Below are 14,901 nucleotides of genomic sequence, written 5' to 3'. Positions count from 1 at the left end.
AGGGCTTACTTGTCGCGATTGAGGGCTAACCCGCTCATGAAGGGCTTCTGCAGCGCAATAAACACCAGCAGCGGCGGGATACTGGCGATGATCGCTCCCAGCATCATGGGGCCATAGGAGGCCGAGCTATCCAGATTGAGCAGGGATTGCAGCCCCACCTGCACCACTTGTCGCTCTCGGCCTTGCACGATCAAGCGGGGCCACAGGTACATATTCCAAGCGTAAACGAAGTGAATCACCGCCTGCGCCCCGATGGCGTTCCAGCTCAAGGGGATCAGCACCTGGGTGAGAAATTGCAGCGGGTTGGCCCCGTCCAGTTGGGCCGCCTCCGCCAGCTCGCGGGGAATGTTGGAAAAATGCTGGCGGAACAAAAACGTGGCCGTGGCGCTGGCCAGAAAGGGCACGATTAAAGCGTAGTAGGTGGATCCCCAGCCCAAGTTGGTGACCAACCGCAGCAGGGCAATGATCAAGATTTCTGTGGGCATCATCAGCGTGATCAGCACAAAGCCGAAGGCCAGCCCTTTGCCCGGAAAGCGGAAGTACACAAAGGCCAGCCCGGCCAGCAGCGACAAAACCGTCTTGCCCACCGTGATTGCCACCGCCACGATGGTGCTGTTGACCATGTAGTGGCCCAAGTGCCGCGCCACCATCACCTGATGCCAGTTGAAGGCAAAAGAGGAGCCAAAGGTCAATTGATAGCGGAACACCTCGGCATTGTTCTGGGTGCTCACGATCAGGGCATACAACACCGGAAACCCCAACACCCAACAGGCCAGTACCAGGCCCAAATGCACATACCAGCGCTCCGGGATCCAGCGCCGCCAACGCCAGGGAGAAGGCTCCACCCGAGTTGAACTGGGCTGGGCTACTTGAGATCGGGGATCCTGCAACAATTGAGCCATAGCACCTCCAGACGGCGAACACCGATGAGCAGATGGGCTTTTGAGTCGATCTTTGGCTTCTCTTGAGAGGATAATCCGCCAGAGTTAAGGGCAACCTAAGGAAGACCGGTCGCGTTAGCGGTGCAAGCACCTCTGCCCAGACTTGCGAGTGCTTTCACCGGCGATGGGGAAACGGGTAGAGTAGAACAGCAGTATCTGGATAACCCAAGAGAGGATCCCATGACTCGAGGCTTTGGCCCCTTCGGCAAAATCCAAGAAGCGCTCAAGAAAGCCCAAGAGGTGCGCGATGGCGCCCAAAGGCTGCAAAAAGAGCTGGAAGAGATGGAGATCGTCGGCGAAGCCGGCAATGGGCTGGTGAAAGTGACGGTCAACGGCAACCAAGAACCTCTCAAAGTCTCTCTGGATCCCCAAGTGCTCCAGGAGTCGGTGGATGTGGTAGAAGACTTGCTCCTGACAGCAATGGTGAACGCCTACACCCAATCTGCTGAGACGATGCGCAAACGCATGGAAGAGCTGACCGGAAACATCAGTCTGCCGGGGTTGGGACTGGGTTGAGCCCCACTTGCTTAACCCCGCTTGCTTAACTCTGTATGTACACTCGCCCCTTGGCTCGCCTCATCGAAGAGCTGCAACGGCTGCCCGGCATTGGCTCCAAAACCGCTCAGCGCCTAGCTCTCCACTTGATCAACCGGCCTGCCGGCGAGATCGAGGCCCTGGCCAAAGCCCTGCTGGAAGCCAAGCAGACGGTTCGGCACTGTTCCATCTGCTTCAACTGGTCAGCGGAGGATCCCTGTGAGATTTGCCGTTCGCCACAGCGGGATCCCTTGCTGTGGTGCGTGGTGGCCGACGTCAAAGACTTGATTGCGATGGAGCGCACCCGCGAGTTCAAGGGGCTCTACCACGTTTTGGGCGGCCTCATCTCCCCCATGAACGGGATCGGGGTCGATCAACTGCACATCCGCGAGCTGGTGGCTCGGGTGGCACGGGAAAAACCGCAGGAGCTGATCTTTGCCATCAGCCCCAGCGTAGAGGGGGAAGTAACCATGCACGTGGTCAAGGATTACCTGAAGCCGGTTGCCCCCACCTTGCGCATGACCCGCCTGGCCTTCGGCCTGCCCATGGGATCCGAGCTGGAATACGCCGACGAGGTCACCCTGGCCCGTGCCTTGGAAGCGCGGCAGGAGTTGTGAGCCGCCCAGCCCCTCAATCGCAGCCGGTTACCCCCTCCGCGCAGTAGGTGCTCCACCAGGGGTTGAAGTTGGCAGGATCCTCCGGCAGAGTGCTGATGTTCAGAAGTTCCTGGAAGCTGCTGTTGCGGCCTCCGTAGCGCAGGTGCATGTGCACCGGATCCCCGTGGGGTGCCCGCAGAATCACATAGGTGAAGGTCTCGCAACTGGCGTCTGCTCCAGGCTGCAACTGAAACAAATCCCAGATGGAACTTAAGGAGCGCTCAGGGTAGTAGAAGGGATCCGGCGCAGCCCCCCGATAGGCGTAGCGACATTTTTCCGCCAGGGGCTTTTTCCCTTCCAGGTCGGCATAAAAGGAGAAAAACTCCATCTTCTCGAACTTCACCCGCTTCGGATTGCGCGGATCGTTGGCAGATTGTTCCAGAGACGTATCCAGGGTAAAGACGCCATCAATTCCCAGGTAGGGCACTTTATAGGCGTTGGGGGACACAATCTGCAACTCCAAGGCTGCCGCAGCCGCTCCAAAACCCAAGAGACTCAAGCTGCCGATCAGCCAGGTTAGGGCTGTTGAAGAACCAATTTGGCGAGAGAGCATAAAACTTTGTTGTGCCTGTGTTGTGCAGTAAACTGCAGAGCAGTATAGGGGAAGCTTTGAGCTCGTACTATCCCACTGGGGGGCATTTTGCGGAAATTCGCCGACTGCAGGTGCAGCTCTGAGGAACGGGATCCCATCTGGATCCCAACAAGGCAGTAAAATTGAGGTCAGGCTCACCGTAGAGGTGCCAGGTTTGCTGCCAGAGCCTGATATCTGGAAACTGATTTTGAAAGCGAGGAAAACCCCGTGGAGCTAGCTGAGATTGAGGAGTTGATGAACAAAGCTGTGCAAGCCACACAGCGCTCCTTTAATACGGTACGCACCGGGCGGGCCAATTCCAGCCTGCTGGATCGGATTCAGGTGGAGTACTACGGCGTGCCCACTCCCCTCAAGGCCCTGGCCAGCCTCACCACGCCAGACTCCAGCACTCTCTTGATCCAGCCTTTTGATCCCTCGACCTTGGCAGCCATTGAGCGGGCCATTGTCGCCTCTGACCTGGGTCTAACCCCCAGCAACGACGGCAAGGTGGTGCGGCTCAACATTCCCCCCCTGACAGAAGAGCGGCGCAAAGAGCTGAGCAAACAGGTGGCCAAGCTGGCCGAAGAGGGGCGAGTCTCGATCCGCAACATCCGGCGGGATGGCATTGACTCGGTGCGCAAGCGGGAGAAAAATGGCGAGCTGTCTGAAGATGAGTCCAAAAGCTTGCAGGATGCCATCCAGAAGCTGACCGACCGCTATATCAAAAAGATCGATGAGCTGCTGGCAGAAAAAGAAAAGGAGCTGACGACGCTGTAAAAGCTCCTTGTGGACATAACTCCCCACGCTACTGGCCTGCTTCTGCATAGCCGTAGGACGGGGTTAAAGACCCCATTTTTTGATCAAAACTCGACACTCATCCCGAAACTTCAAGGTTTCCACTTGCCCCTCGAAGTCGGGCAGCCGTTCGTTTCTCCTCGTCCAATTCCAACAAGAGGGATCCCGGCTTAGGCCAGGATGGAAGGGGGGAAAACGACAACTCTTGCCGCAATGGATCTGATCCTGTGCCATCAATCGGCGGATTTCGACACCCTGGGGGCGGCGGTGGGAGCGGCCCGCCTGTATCCGGGTGCCCGCATCGCCTTGACTGGTGGATCCCTGCCGGGGGTGCAGGAGTTTTTGGCCTTGTACCGAGATGAATTTCCCCTCATCGAGCTGCGCTCTGTGGATCCGGGACAGGTGCAGCGCTGGATTGTGGTGGATTGTCACGATCCGGATCGCCTGGGCAAAGCTGCCGCTTGGTTGAGTGTCCCTGGCGCCCAGATTGAGATTTTTGACCATCACATCCGGGATCCGGAAACCCCACCGGATGGCTTTTGGCCGCAGCAGCAGGTCAACGGTCATATCGAGGCCGTGGGGGCCACCTGTACCTTGCTGGTGGAGCGGCTGCAGGCTGCTGGGATCCCGCTCAGTCCTTTTGAGCGGCTGGCGCTGGCTTTGGGCATCCACATGGACACCGGATCCCTGACCTTCCCGGAGACCACCGCCCGGGATGCCGCCGCCCTGAGCTGGCTGTTGCAGCAGGGGGTAAACCTGGTCTTGTTGCGGCGCTTTTTGGGGGATGGCCTCACCCCAGAGATGCGCGAGCTGCTCAGCCAGGGGTTGGCCCAGATGCAGGTGCAGCAGGTGGGGGAGTATCGCCTGGGAGAATGGCTGCTGGAGCTGCCGGAGTTTGTGCCCGGCTTGGCCGGCCTGGTGATGCGGCTGATGGATCTGACGGGAGTGGATGTGCTGCTCTTGGTGGCGCGGCAGGGGGAGCGGCTCAGCCTGATCGGGCGGGCGCGGCAGGAGTTTGCCCAGTTGGGCAAAGTGATGGCCCTCTACGGCGGCGGTGGACACGACTGTGCCGCAGCAGCCACGCTAAAAGCCGCCCCAGAGCAGCCTTTGCCCGATCCGGCCCAAGTCATGGCAACCCTCAGGCAGGCTGTCCAAGAGCGGATCCCGCCCCCGGTGACGGCCAGAGATTTGATGTCGGCTCCGGTGCGCACCATCCGACCGGAGATCACCATCGACGAGGCCCAGCGGGTGCTGCTGCGCTACGGCCATTCCGGCCTGGTAGTGGTGGACGCTCAAGGCCGCTTGGTGGGGGTGATCTCGCGGCGGGATATCGATATCGCCCTGCACCACGGGTTTGGCCATGCCCCTGTCAAGGGCTACATGACCACCGATGTGAAAACCCTCTCCCCCGACACCCCTCTGGCGGAGATCCAAAGGCTGATGGTGCAGTGGGACATTGGCCGCCTGCCGGTGCTTCAGGACGGCCAGTTGGTGGGCATTGTTACCCGCACCGACGTGTTGCGGCACCTGCACGAGTTGCCGGCCTTCTCACCGCAGTTGGCTCTGCCCACCCTTTCCTGCCCCCTGGATCTCACCTTCGCGGCTCTCTCGGAACGGCATCGACAGTTGCTGGAGCAGGCCGCCCGCATCGCCGATGAAAAGGGCCTGAGGTTGTATCTGGTAGGGGGAACGGTGCGGGATCTGCTCCTGCACCGGTGGGGACGGCAGCCCTCACCCAGCTTGGAGCGGCTGGATCTGGACTTGGTGGTGGATGGGCCCTACTCTCCGGCCCCGGATGGGACGGATCCCCCGGGCTGGGGCTTGATTTTGGGACAAGCGCTCAAACAGCACTTCCCAGAAGCGCGGCTGGAGATCCACGGCAAATTCCAAACGGCGGCCTTGATCTGGCCAGGCGGCTTTTGTGTGGATATCGCCAGCGCCCGCACGGAGTTTTATCCCTACCCGGCCTCTCCCCCCGAAGTGGCCATGGGATCCATTCAGCAAGACCTCTATCGGCGGGATTTTTCCATCAACGCCTTGGCCTTGCGCCTCAACGGCCCCCAGCGAGGACAGGTGCTGGATTTTTTCGGCGGACAAGCGGATCTGCAACAGGGGATCATCCGGGCATTACACCCCAACAGCTTCATCGAGGATCCCACCCGCATTTATCGAGCGGTGCGCTTTGCGGTGCGCTTGGGCTTCGCCCTGGACTCGACTACAGAAAAATGGATCCGCGCTGCCGTGGCCAGTGGTCTGCACGATGCCGTCGGCGGGGATCGCCTCAAGCAGGAGCTGGCCTATATTCTCGGAGCCCGCGATTGGCCCCAAGCCTTTGAGCGGCTGGCAGAATGGGGAGCTTTGCGCTGTATTCACCCCGACCTGGAGTGGGATCCCTCCCTGTGTCAGCGGTTGCAACGGGTGGGCCGCTGGGCCTATCACTTTCGCCGCCGCTATCCTGAGCTGGGATCCCAGGAGATCTGGCAACTGCGCCTAGAGGCTCTCCTCCTCACGCTGCCCCAAGCCCCCCAGGTGGCCAGCCAACTCCACCTCACCCAAGCAGGCATCGAACGCCTCAGCCATTCCTCCTATTACCAAACCCTGTTGGCCCAATTGGATCCCGGCACCCTCTCTCCGGCCCAGGTGGTGCAACTGCTGCAGGGGCTGCGGATCCCAGCAGTGATTTTGGTGGCCGGGATCGCCCCCAAGCCGGCCCGGCGGCTGATCTGGCGCTATTTGCAGGAGTGGTACTGGGTGAAGCCGCTGCTCAACGGCCACGATCTGCGTCGTCTGGGTTATAAGCCAGGTCGCCCCTTCCAAGCCATTTTGGAGCAACTGCGTTGCCTCACCCTGAACGGCGAACTCACCACTCCGGCAGAAGCTGAAGCCTGGCTACAAGAACACTTCCCCCTGCCGCAAGCTCAATACCGAGGAAGAAAGTAGAAGGGCAAATCAGTCGAAATAGAAGAGAGTGACCAACTTGTGTTGTTCCTCAGCATGCTTGCAGGCATCCAGCAGCGTGACGCTGTCGTGGAAGACAAAGCAGATCAACTGCTGGCACTTGCCGATGATCTCCAGGTTGCACAGGCGGCTGGCCTCCGCCAGGGGAAGATGGTCGTTTTCGGGATGTTCCACCAGATGCAGCACCTGCTCCAGGCTGGCCCGCGACTCTGCCGGCTGTCGCTCCAAACTCTGGGGCAAGATCACCGTCAAGGACTTCATGTCCGCCCGCATCGCCCCCCGAATGACGGCCAAGTTGGTGCCAATGGCCCCAGAGGTGAGGATCTGATTGCCCGTGAGGGCCAAAGCATAGCTGAGGGTCTCGATCAAATACTGGTGGGTAATGGGCACATGACGACTGCCCAGGATGGCCACTCGCTTCGGCCCAACTTGCTGAATGGCGGCCAACTCCTGCAAAAACGTATCAACGCTGGTGGGGACATCAATAGACTGGGTCAACGGGATCCCTCGGCAGATTCTCTAGATCTTGGCTAGGCTATGCTATCTCAAATTTTCGCTTTGGGATCCGGCCAAGTTGAAGCTCTACGGCTTCAGCCCCAAACTTTTGGTGGAGTGCTCAGGCTGTCTGCAGCAAGCTGGGCTTGGCTTTGCGCAGAAGATCCCGCCTGGATGTGGATGGTGTAGCTCATACTGCTGTGAACGCCCTTGCCCAGCCAATGGCCGTAAATGGGAGCGGCATCTCTGGGGTAAGCGCTGGCCGCCAAAGCCACATGACCATCGGCCACGGCCAACCCCTGGGTGGGATCAAAGCCCCGCCAACCGGCCCCCGGCAAGTACACCTCCGCCCAAGCGTGCAGATGACGGCGCACAGGCTCTGGGGGTTCTCCACCCCTGCTCTCCCCTGAAGGCCGTGAGGGGCTGACTTGGTAGCCACTGACAAAGCGAGCGGCCAAGCCCACGCTGCGGCAGACCTCCATGAACAACAGGGCCAGATCGCGGCAGGCTCCGGTTTTGCGATGCCAAGTCAAGCCAGCAGGCCAGGGATCCCCCTTTTCCCGCAAGATGTGGCGGCATTCTGAATAGATGCGCTGGTTCAGCGTCGGCAGAAAAGCCGTCGTTTCCCCCTGCACGTGATCCCATAGCTCCCAGGCCAAGGCCTGGATGCCGGGATCCGCCTGAGCTGTCAGATAAGGCTGTAGTTGAGCTGCCAGCGTGCTGGGATAGTCGATGGGGAGATGGGTAGCCCAATCGCAGAGGAGATAGTCGAAGGGATTCTCCCGCAGGGTGAGCACCGTGGCCTGAGTTTGAATGCGCAAATGCTCGGTGGGATCCTCAAACCAAAGCCGAACTGCCGCGTTGCCCTCCAGCTCCACCAGCGCCGATTGGCCCACCGGCTGCGGATCCACCTGCAACTCAAAAGCCAGGAGAGTCTGGATCCCGTCGCAGCGCGGTCGCAATCGCACCGTATGGGGCTCCAGTTGGACTGGACGACTGTAGCGATATTCGATGAGATGGCGGATCTGAATTTGCACAGGTTGGCCAAATGACGGGCAAGGAGTTTTATCACAGGCAAAGGAGCACCGAGATCAGGCAACCCAAACTGCTCCCAGATCAAAGCCAAGAAGCGGTTGCATCGTCTGCCCGAGATCTCTAGACTTCAGGGATCCCGAGTTTGAGATCTCCGAGAGCTTTGCCCTGCCTTCCCAATCATCGAAACCTCCAGCTTAGAGCGGATGTACTCCCCAGCCTGTACAGGAGCATAGCGAGGGGGATTTGCTGCATTCTGGCATGTGGGCAGGCATTCGATCCAAGCATCGTCCCGAGGAGCTGTAAAGTAAACCAAAGACAGGCGGCGACTGGAACCGAAAGCCGATCGGGGTGGATTGACCACGCGGTGCAACGTGGAGCGCCAACGGTCATTGGTCCAACGGGATAGCAGATCGCCAACGTTGATGACAAAGGCGTTGGGAACAGCCTGCACATCAATCCACTCTCCTGCTTTGGAGTACACCTGCAGCCCTCCCGGCGCCCCATCCTGTCGCAGAATCGTGAAGCCACCGTAGTCGGAGTGAGCCCCATAGCGTAGCTGTCCCGGGATGGGCTCCACCTCCTGTTCAGGATAATGCACAGCCCGCAGCACTCCCCCTTTCCCCTCCATAAAAGGCAGAAAATAGGTTTCCGGCAGATCCAAAGCCAACGCGCCCATGCGCATCAAGGTTTGGGTGAGCTGAAGCAGAGCCGCATCATAAGCCAGAAGAGCAGCCCGCAGTCCTGCTGGATGGGTGGGCCAAAGGTTGCCCGAATCCGGATCCACCCCTGCTTGGGGCCGTTGTGGATCTTCCCGAAACAGGTCATTGAACACCAGCGCCTCACAGAGATCGTAGGGAACCTCTGCCCCACGGGTAGCGGCTACACTTTCGATGCCAATCGGCAGGTATCCCTGGTTTTTGACGCGATCCGGAGTCACCACCTCCATTTTTTGTTCCAGCGGCAGGTCGAAGAAAGCCCTCGCTCTCTCGTAGGCTGTTTGTATGATGGCCTCCGGGATCCCATGCCCTGTGATCACCACAAACCCCACCTCCTCCAAGGCTGCCCCAAAAGCCTTTGCAACCCCTAGCGGATCCGTGCCCTCCCGAAAGGGGGTCAAATCCAGACAAGGGATCCCAGCTTGCTCAAAGGAAGAAACTGGAGACATAGCCGACGTAGAGACAGGTGCTCAGAACAGCTCCTACCCTACGAAGAAAACCTGCCCCAAGACTGTGTGGGCGGATACCCCCTCAGAGCTGGCACCGGCTCAACCCCACATCCAGAAACGAAACTAGGGATACTCTTGCTTGGCCTGTTGCCAGAGGACTTCCAGCTCCTGGAGACTGCGCCCTTTCAGAAGGGAGCTTTTGCCACCGCCGGGCGTGGATCCCAGCAGTTCCTGAGCCAGCTCTTCCATGCGCAAAAAACGACGGGCAAAGCGCAGATTGGTTTGGGCCAGAGCTTGGGCAGCATCCAAACCGTACCAACGGCCCAAGTTGACCAGGGCAAAAAGCAGATCCCCCAGTTCGGCTTCCTGGCGAGTTGGATCGGGGGGATCCCTCTCCAATTCTCGACGCAGCTCGGCTTCTTCCTCGCGGATCTTGGCCCAGATCCCCTCCACCGTTGGCCACTCAAACCCTGCCCCCACCACTTTGCAGGAAATTTTCAGGGCAGCCATTAGGGGAGGCAAACTTTGGGCATAGTGCAGCAGTTTTTGGCCAAGGCTTTGATCCGGTCGCTCCCCTTGCTTGATCTGTTCCCAAGAGCGGTGCAACTCCGGAAGATCTGCCATCACAGCATCCCCAAACACATGGGGGTGACGGCGGATCAGTTTATCGGCAATTCGCGCAGCCACAGCTTCCAGATCAAAGTGGTTCTGCTCGGCAAAGATCTGAGACTGCAACACCACCTGCAACAACAAATCCCCCAGCTCTTCGGCAATCGCCGCCGGATCCCCGGCTCGAATGGCAGCTACCGTCTCATACGCTTCTTCGAGAATGTAGGGGGTCAGAGACTCCGGAGTTTGGGCCCGATCCCAGGGACATCCATCGGGGGCACGCAACCGAGCAACAACAGCCGCCAAACGACTCAGGTGCGAGGTAGAGGCGGAACGCTCCAGATAGAGGTGGGCAAAATGCCCCGTTGCTTGGGGATCCCAGCTTTGCAGCGTCAGTGGGCCGGCCACCACCTCTAAGCCCTCCGTTAACAACGTAACAGGCTGGACAGGAGCACAGACCTGTTGCAAAACACTGCGCAGCTCCGCCGGATCCTTTCCCCCACAGCTTTTCAGCAGTAGGGATCCCTGCTCCGCAGTAGACCACCGAGCCAGAGCTTGTTGCCAGTCGGGCTGAAGACTATCCAGCGTTTGCAGCATGGTCAAAAGGGTAGGTGCGGCCCAAATCCAAAAGGCGGCTGAGCTGCTCCAGATCGATGAAACTCAACTCCAAAAGAATCATCAGCAACGGCCCTTGCTGGCGATGTTGCAGCTTCTTGGCCAGGCTCAGTTGAGAACGGTCGATGATGCCCGTTTGCAAGAGATATTCCTCAAGGGCTGGGGGGGGAATGGGATCTAGCATGGTCGTTTCGCAGCGCTGAAGAAGGACAAATATGAAACTGAGAAGATAGTAAACTAACGTAACTATTCTTAACACTCCTACAGAGTTTCGGCAAAGATCCGGCTGGCAAATAGGCCACAGGTGAGCTTACCAAGCCCTGTGCCCACAGCTCCACGGCAAGAAAACCCCTAAATTGCCTCAGCAAATGAGGTTTCTGTATCCAAGGACACAAAAAATGGGTAGCGAGAGGTCATGGTATGGTAGCAGATTGGCGATCAGTTGGCAGTACCCTGAAAGGCTGGCTGCTTCTTCTTTGTTTGGAGAAACCAACTTGCCTTGGCAAGATGTTACTTTTTTATCTGACTAATTCTGGTATTTAGATAAAAATCTTACAATAACTGCTCAGGGATCCAATCTGTTCGGCTCCTCTGGGATCCGCCCTGGGGCTGCCATCCTGCTCGGGTTAGCTAGACCGCCGAGAAGTCCCGCCCTCTATGTATCAGCATGGGAGTCGGGATGAGAGGCGGAGATTCCTGCGCTATGATAAGCAGAGAGCGGTGGGGCATCCCGTTCTTAAAGCTCAGGAAATGTCCTTAACAGGAGTCACTGTTCGCGTCAGCGGGACGGAGTCCTTGAAGCTCGCACTCTTTCGCTTTAGCGGCGCGGAGCGCTTTGCATCAGCATGAGTGCAGGAGTATGTCACCTAAGCTAGAAACGGCTGCAGGATGGACTCCCATTATGTCTGAAGCCCAAGGTTTACTGCCGGTGGGGGCAACGGTTCAAGTGGTGGAGATGCCTCCTTACCTAAAAACGGCTGACCCAATGCCGATGTTGCGCCCGGCCCATTTGATCCGCTTGCACGAGCAAGGGGTGATCCTGCAGCGACGGCTGTTGGGCACCTACAGCGTGCAATTTGCCAATGGCATCTTTCTCATAGACGGAAAATATCTTGCCCCGGTGGGATCCCTGTCCTAGTGCGCCCATTTCTCCTCCGAGCCAGCTCGATGGGTTTGTCGGCCTTCAGAACCTTTGGGAGCTGGCAGCTTTCCACAGAAGCGAGCCTTCGACTGACCGGCGGACTTTCGCGGTAGATTAAGGTGTGCCGGTTGGGGTTGGGTCAAAGTTTGGCTCAGCCGGTGAGATCCACCTCAACTTGCGCTAATCCCTGCTTCTTACTGCCCTCCATCCCACTAGACCAGCGCTGCTTATGCCCAGAGTCATCGTCACAGATCCCATCGATCAGGCGGGGATCGACATTCTCTCCCAAGTCGCTCAGGTGGATGTGCAAACTCAGCTCACCCCAGAGCAGTTGATCGCGGTCATCCCCAACTACGATGCCATCATGGTGCGCTCCGGTACACGGGTTACCCGAGAGGTGATCGAGGCGGGGACGAACTTGAAGATCATCGGGCGGGCGGGCGTTGGCGTTGACAACATCGATGTGCCTGCCGCAACCAAAGCCGGGATCCTGGTGGTCAACTCCCCAGAGGGCAACACCATTGCCGCTGCCGAGCACGCCATTGCCTTAATGATGGCCCTCTCCCGCCACATACCTGATGCCAATGCCTCTCTGAAATCGGGCCTGTGGAATCGGCAAGAGTTTGTCGGCGTAGAAGTCTACAAAAAAACGCTGGGGATTGTCGGATTGGGTCGGATTGGATCCCATGTGGCCCAGATTGCCAAGGCGATGGGGATGAAGCTGCTGGCCTATGACCCCTATCTGTCCGTGGAGCGGGCAGAGCAACTGGGGGTGCGCCTGGTGGACTTCACAACTTTGGTGCAGGAATCGGACTACATCACCTTGCACGTTCCCAAAACCCCTGAAACCACCAACCTGTTCAACGCCGAAACCTTCCGCATGATGAAGCCGACCGCCCGCCTGATCAACTGCGCCCGTGGCGGTTTGGTGGATGAACAAGCCCTGTACGAAGCCCTGAAATCCGGTCAAATTGCCGGAGCGGCTTTGGATGTATTTGCCAACGAGCCCCTGAAGGACTCTCCGCTGTTTTCTCTGGGCAAGGAAGTCCTGCTCACTCCCCACTTGGGGGCCTCCACCGAAGAAGCCCAGGTGAACGTGGCCATCGATGTGGCCGAGCAGATCCGCGATGTGTTGCTGGGGCTGCCGGCCCGCTCTGCTGTGAACATCCCCGGCTTACAGGCAGAGGTGCTGCAAAACCTCAGACCCTACCTGGACTTGGCCGAAACCCTGGGCAACTTGGTTGGCCAATTGGCGGGGGATCGCGTCAACCAGTTGGAGATCCGCCTGCAGGGAGATCTGGCAGAAAAAGATGGTCAGCCGATCGTCATTGCCGCTCTCAAAGGGCTTTTGACGCTGGCGCTGCGGGAGCGGGTCAACTACGTCAACGCCTCCATCGAGGCCAAAGAACGGGGCATTCGGGTGGTCGAAACTCGAGATCCCTCTTTGAAAGATTATTCCGGATCCCTGACGTTGATTGCCCATGGCCCCAATGGGATCCGCTCGGTTTCGGGGGCGTTGATTGGGGAGCGAGAGGTGCGGATCACCCAGATCGACGAGTTCCCGGTGAATGTGCCCCCTTCCGCCAACATGCTGATGACCCTGCACCGGGATATGCCGGGGATCATCGGGCGGATTGGCACCTTGCTGGGAGCCTACAATGTCAACATCGCCAGCATGCAAGTGGGCCGCAAGATCATCCGCGGCGATGCAGTGATGGTGCTCAGCTTGGATGATCCTCTGCCCGATGGGATCCTGGAAGAGGTGCTCAAGCAGCCGGGCATCCGCGACGCTTTTGTGGTGAACCTCTAGAATTGCTGATCCTTAAAAAATCCCAAACCTCACTTCCACAGCAAGACGGAGTCTTTGCTTGAGCCAGAGTGATTTGTCCCTAACCCTGCCTCGCATCCCAGACTGGGATTGGCCGGCGTTTCTGGAGTCGCTGAGTCACTTCGGTGTGGACCTCAGCCTGGAACGCATGCAAGTCTTGCTGCAGCGCCTGGGACAGCCCCAAGTTGGGATCCCGGCCATCCATGTAGCCGGTACCAACGGCAAGGGATCCGTCTGTGCCTGGGTCAGCCACGTGTTGTGGGCGGCAGGCTATCGTGTGGGTCGTTACACCTCTCCTCATTTAGTAGATTGGCGGGAGCGGATTTGGCTGAACGGGGAATACATTTCCACCAACGACTGGAGCCAAGCGCTGGCCCAGGTGCGAGACTGCCTACAAACCTATACCCCCAACGAGGCTTCCCCCACCCAGTTTGAGGCTATCACCGCCGCCGCTTGGCTGTACTTCCGCCGACAAAAGGTGGATGTGGCGGTGATAGAGGTGGGCTTGGGGGGTCGGCTGGATGCCACCAATGCCGGGATCGAGCCGGTGGTGACGGCCATCACCTCCATCGGCTGGGATCATTGGCAGCGCTTGGGCAACAGCCTTCCCCAAATTGCCTCTGAAAAGGCGGGCATTCTCAAGCCAGGGATCCCGGCAGTGTGCGCACCCCAAACCCCAGAGGTCACAGCAGTTATCCGAGCCAAGGCAGAGCAATTGCGAAGCCCCCTGAAGATGGTCGAACCTCTGCGATGGTCAGAGCCTCAAACCGTCCACTGGCGAGGGCAGCTCCTCACCCTGCCCCTCAGCGGCGATGTACAACTCACCAATGCAGCAGTAGCCCTTGCCGTTGTGGAAACCCTACAGCAACAGGGCTGGCGGATCCCGGATGCCGCTGTCGAAAAAGGATTTGCCATCACCCGTTGGCCGGGGCGCCTACAGCGGGTGCAGATTGGATCCCGCCAGTTGCTGATGGATGGAGCCCACAACTTACCCGCTGCCCAGGCTCTCCGTCGCTATCTGGATAAGTATCAACCTGGCCCCCTCACCTGGTATATGGGCATCCTCACCACCAAGGATGTCCAGGGCATTCTCAGTACCCTGCTGCGGCCGGGAGATTGCTTTTTTGCCCTGCCAATTGCCGGCCACTCTGGGACGGATCCCGAGCAACTTGCTCAGCTAGCCCAGACTCTGCAGCCTCATCTCGCCTCGGCACGGGCACTGCCCAATCTCTCCGCTCTTCGGGCTCAGTTGCTCAAGCCGAAAAACCTCACTGAGCCACCAGCTGTAATCTGCGGATCCCTGTACCTATTGGGCCAGGTGATGCAGGAATGTTTGGGATGGGATCTAGCCTGTTGAACTGACAGGTGAAACCTTATGCAAAACCTGAGCTCCTCTCCTATAAAGAGAGAGGAGCTATGAACAAAAACTAGCTCTCAACCACTATCACTTGATCAAGATACTCCCCTACTGATTGGGTTAGGGTGGTGGGCCTGGCACCGAGCTAGGTTGCCAGCAGGTCACCCTGCCAGTAGATTCGCCGCTGATGCGTTTCACGTC

14 protein-coding genes are annotated in these 14,901 nt (G+C 58.7%); 7 read left to right on the top strand and 7 right to left on the bottom strand.

What is annotated here, in order from left to right:
* Positions 1 to 5: 5 nt before the first annotated feature.
* Positions 6 to 902: a carbohydrate ABC transporter permease gene (locus NW870_RS07560; RefSeq protein ID WP_414374698.1), complete on the bottom strand. Its 897-nt coding sequence runs from the start codon at positions 900 to 902 to the stop codon at positions 6 to 8.
* A 219-nt stretch (positions 903 to 1,121) separates the two neighbouring features.
* Between NW870_RS07560 and NW870_RS07555 the strand changes: the two genes are divergently transcribed.
* Both NW870_RS07555 and recR read left to right on the top strand, forming a co-directional pair.
* Positions 1,122 to 1,457, top strand: a complete 336-nt coding sequence (locus tag NW870_RS07555; protein WP_011434432.1) for a YbaB/EbfC family nucleoid-associated protein — start codon at positions 1,122 to 1,124, stop codon at positions 1,455 to 1,457.
* A 35-nt stretch (positions 1,458 to 1,492) separates the two neighbouring features.
* Positions 1,493 to 2,092: a recombination mediator RecR gene (gene recR, locus NW870_RS07550; RefSeq protein ID WP_414374697.1), complete on the top strand. Its 600-nt coding sequence runs from the start codon at positions 1,493 to 1,495 to the stop codon at positions 2,090 to 2,092.
* Between the two features lie 13 nt (positions 2,093 to 2,105).
* On the opposite strand, the gene NW870_RS07545 is transcribed toward recR, so the two are convergent.
* Positions 2,106 to 2,684 (bottom strand): hypothetical protein, encoded by a 579-nt coding sequence (locus tag NW870_RS07545; protein WP_414374696.1) that lies wholly within the window; start codon positions 2,682 to 2,684, stop codon positions 2,106 to 2,108.
* A gap of 246 nt (positions 2,685 to 2,930) precedes the next feature.
* Here NW870_RS07545 and frr point away from each other — a divergent pair, with 246 nt between their 5' ends.
* Both frr and NW870_RS07535 read left to right on the top strand, forming a co-directional pair.
* Positions 2,931 to 3,479 (top strand): ribosome recycling factor, encoded by a 549-nt coding sequence (frr, locus tag NW870_RS07540; RefSeq protein ID WP_414351818.1) that lies wholly within the window; start codon positions 2,931 to 2,933, stop codon positions 3,477 to 3,479.
* A 231-nt stretch (positions 3,480 to 3,710) separates the two neighbouring features.
* Positions 3,711 to 6,437, top strand: a complete 2,727-nt coding sequence (locus NW870_RS07535) for a CBS domain-containing protein (protein WP_414374694.1) — start codon at positions 3,711 to 3,713, stop codon at positions 6,435 to 6,437.
* A gap of 9 nt (positions 6,438 to 6,446) precedes the next feature.
* On the opposite strand, the gene NW870_RS07530 is transcribed toward NW870_RS07535, so the two are convergent.
* From NW870_RS07530 to NW870_RS07510, 5 genes are all read right to left on the bottom strand, one after another.
* Entirely contained in the window at positions 6,447 to 6,953 is a 507-nt protein-coding gene (locus tag NW870_RS07530; RefSeq protein WP_011429595.1) for a hypothetical protein, read from the bottom strand.
* Between the two features lie 92 nt (positions 6,954 to 7,045).
* Positions 7,046 to 7,987 (bottom strand): transglutaminase family protein, encoded by a 942-nt coding sequence (locus NW870_RS07525; protein ID WP_414374692.1) that lies wholly within the window; start codon positions 7,985 to 7,987, stop codon positions 7,046 to 7,048.
* 125 nt (positions 7,988 to 8,112) lie between these two features.
* Positions 8,113 to 9,150 (bottom strand): isopenicillin N synthase family dioxygenase, encoded by a 1,038-nt coding sequence (locus NW870_RS07520; protein ID WP_041438122.1) that lies wholly within the window; start codon positions 9,148 to 9,150, stop codon positions 8,113 to 8,115.
* 123 nt (positions 9,151 to 9,273) lie between these two features.
* Positions 9,274 to 10,356, bottom strand: coding sequence for a nucleoside triphosphate pyrophosphohydrolase (gene mazG, locus NW870_RS07515; RefSeq protein ID WP_414374718.1), 1,083 nt, complete (start codon positions 10,354 to 10,356; stop codon positions 9,274 to 9,276).
* Positions 10,337 to 10,558, bottom strand: coding sequence for a DUF2949 domain-containing protein (locus tag NW870_RS07510; protein WP_414332365.1), 222 nt, complete (start codon positions 10,556 to 10,558; stop codon positions 10,337 to 10,339). The genes mazG and NW870_RS07510 overlap by 20 nt, the downstream gene beginning before the upstream one ends.
* 717 nt (positions 10,559 to 11,275) lie before the next feature.
* On the opposite strand from NW870_RS07510, the gene NW870_RS07505 reads away from it, so the two are divergent.
* The 3 genes from NW870_RS07505 (at position 11,276) to NW870_RS07495 (ending at position 14,700) form a co-directional block, all read left to right on the top strand.
* Entirely contained in the window at positions 11,276 to 11,512 is a 237-nt protein-coding gene (locus NW870_RS07505) for a DUF3148 domain-containing protein (RefSeq protein ID WP_011429589.1), read from the top strand.
* A gap of 232 nt (positions 11,513 to 11,744) precedes the next feature.
* Positions 11,745 to 13,325: a phosphoglycerate dehydrogenase gene (serA, locus tag NW870_RS07500; protein ID WP_414332254.1), complete on the top strand. Its 1,581-nt coding sequence runs from the start codon at positions 11,745 to 11,747 to the stop codon at positions 13,323 to 13,325.
* A gap of 58 nt (positions 13,326 to 13,383) precedes the next feature.
* Positions 13,384 to 14,700 carry a bifunctional folylpolyglutamate synthase/dihydrofolate synthase gene (locus NW870_RS07495; RefSeq protein WP_414374690.1) on the top strand — a complete coding sequence of 439 codons (1,317 nt, stop codon included), beginning with the start codon at positions 13,384 to 13,386 and terminating at the stop codon, positions 14,698 to 14,700.
* The last annotated feature ends 201 nt before the right edge of the window (positions 14,701 to 14,901 follow it).

The sequence above is a fragment of the Synechococcus sp. R50.1 genome (assembly GCF_047462115.1).
Taxonomy (GTDB): domain Bacteria; phylum Cyanobacteriota; class Cyanobacteriia; order Thermostichales; family Thermostichaceae; genus Thermostichus.
This window is presented reverse-complemented; position numbering and strand designations above follow the sequence as displayed.

Coding starts and splice junctions, on each gene's coding strand:
- NW870_RS07560 (WP_414374698.1), bottom strand. CDS start 902: ATGGCTCAATTGTTGCAGGATCCCCGATCTCAAGTAGCCCAGCCCAGT.
- NW870_RS07555 (WP_011434432.1), top strand. CDS start 1,122: ATGACTCGAGGCTTTGGCCCCTTCGGCAAAATCCAAGAAGCGCTCAAG.
- recR (WP_414374697.1), top strand. CDS start 1,493: ATGTACACTCGCCCCTTGGCTCGCCTCATCGAAGAGCTGCAACGGCTG.
- NW870_RS07545 (WP_414374696.1), bottom strand. CDS start 2,684: ATGCTCTCTCGCCAAATTGGTTCTTCAACAGCCCTAACCTGGCTGATC.
- NW870_RS07535 (WP_414374694.1), top strand. CDS start 3,711: ATGGATCTGATCCTGTGCCATCAATCGGCGGATTTCGACACCCTGGGG.
- NW870_RS07520 (WP_041438122.1), bottom strand. CDS start 9,150: ATGTCTCCAGTTTCTTCCTTTGAGCAAGCTGGGATCCCTTGTCTGGAT.
- mazG (WP_414374718.1), bottom strand. CDS start 10,356: ATGCTGCAAACGCTGGATAGTCTTCAGCCCGACTGGCAACAAGCTCTG.
- NW870_RS07510 (WP_414332365.1), bottom strand. CDS start 10,558: ATGCTAGATCCCATTCCCCCCCCAGCCCTTGAGGAATATCTCTTGCAA.
- NW870_RS07505 (WP_011429589.1), top strand. CDS start 11,276: ATGTCTGAAGCCCAAGGTTTACTGCCGGTGGGGGCAACGGTTCAAGTG.
- serA (WP_414332254.1), top strand. CDS start 11,745: ATGCCCAGAGTCATCGTCACAGATCCCATCGATCAGGCGGGGATCGAC.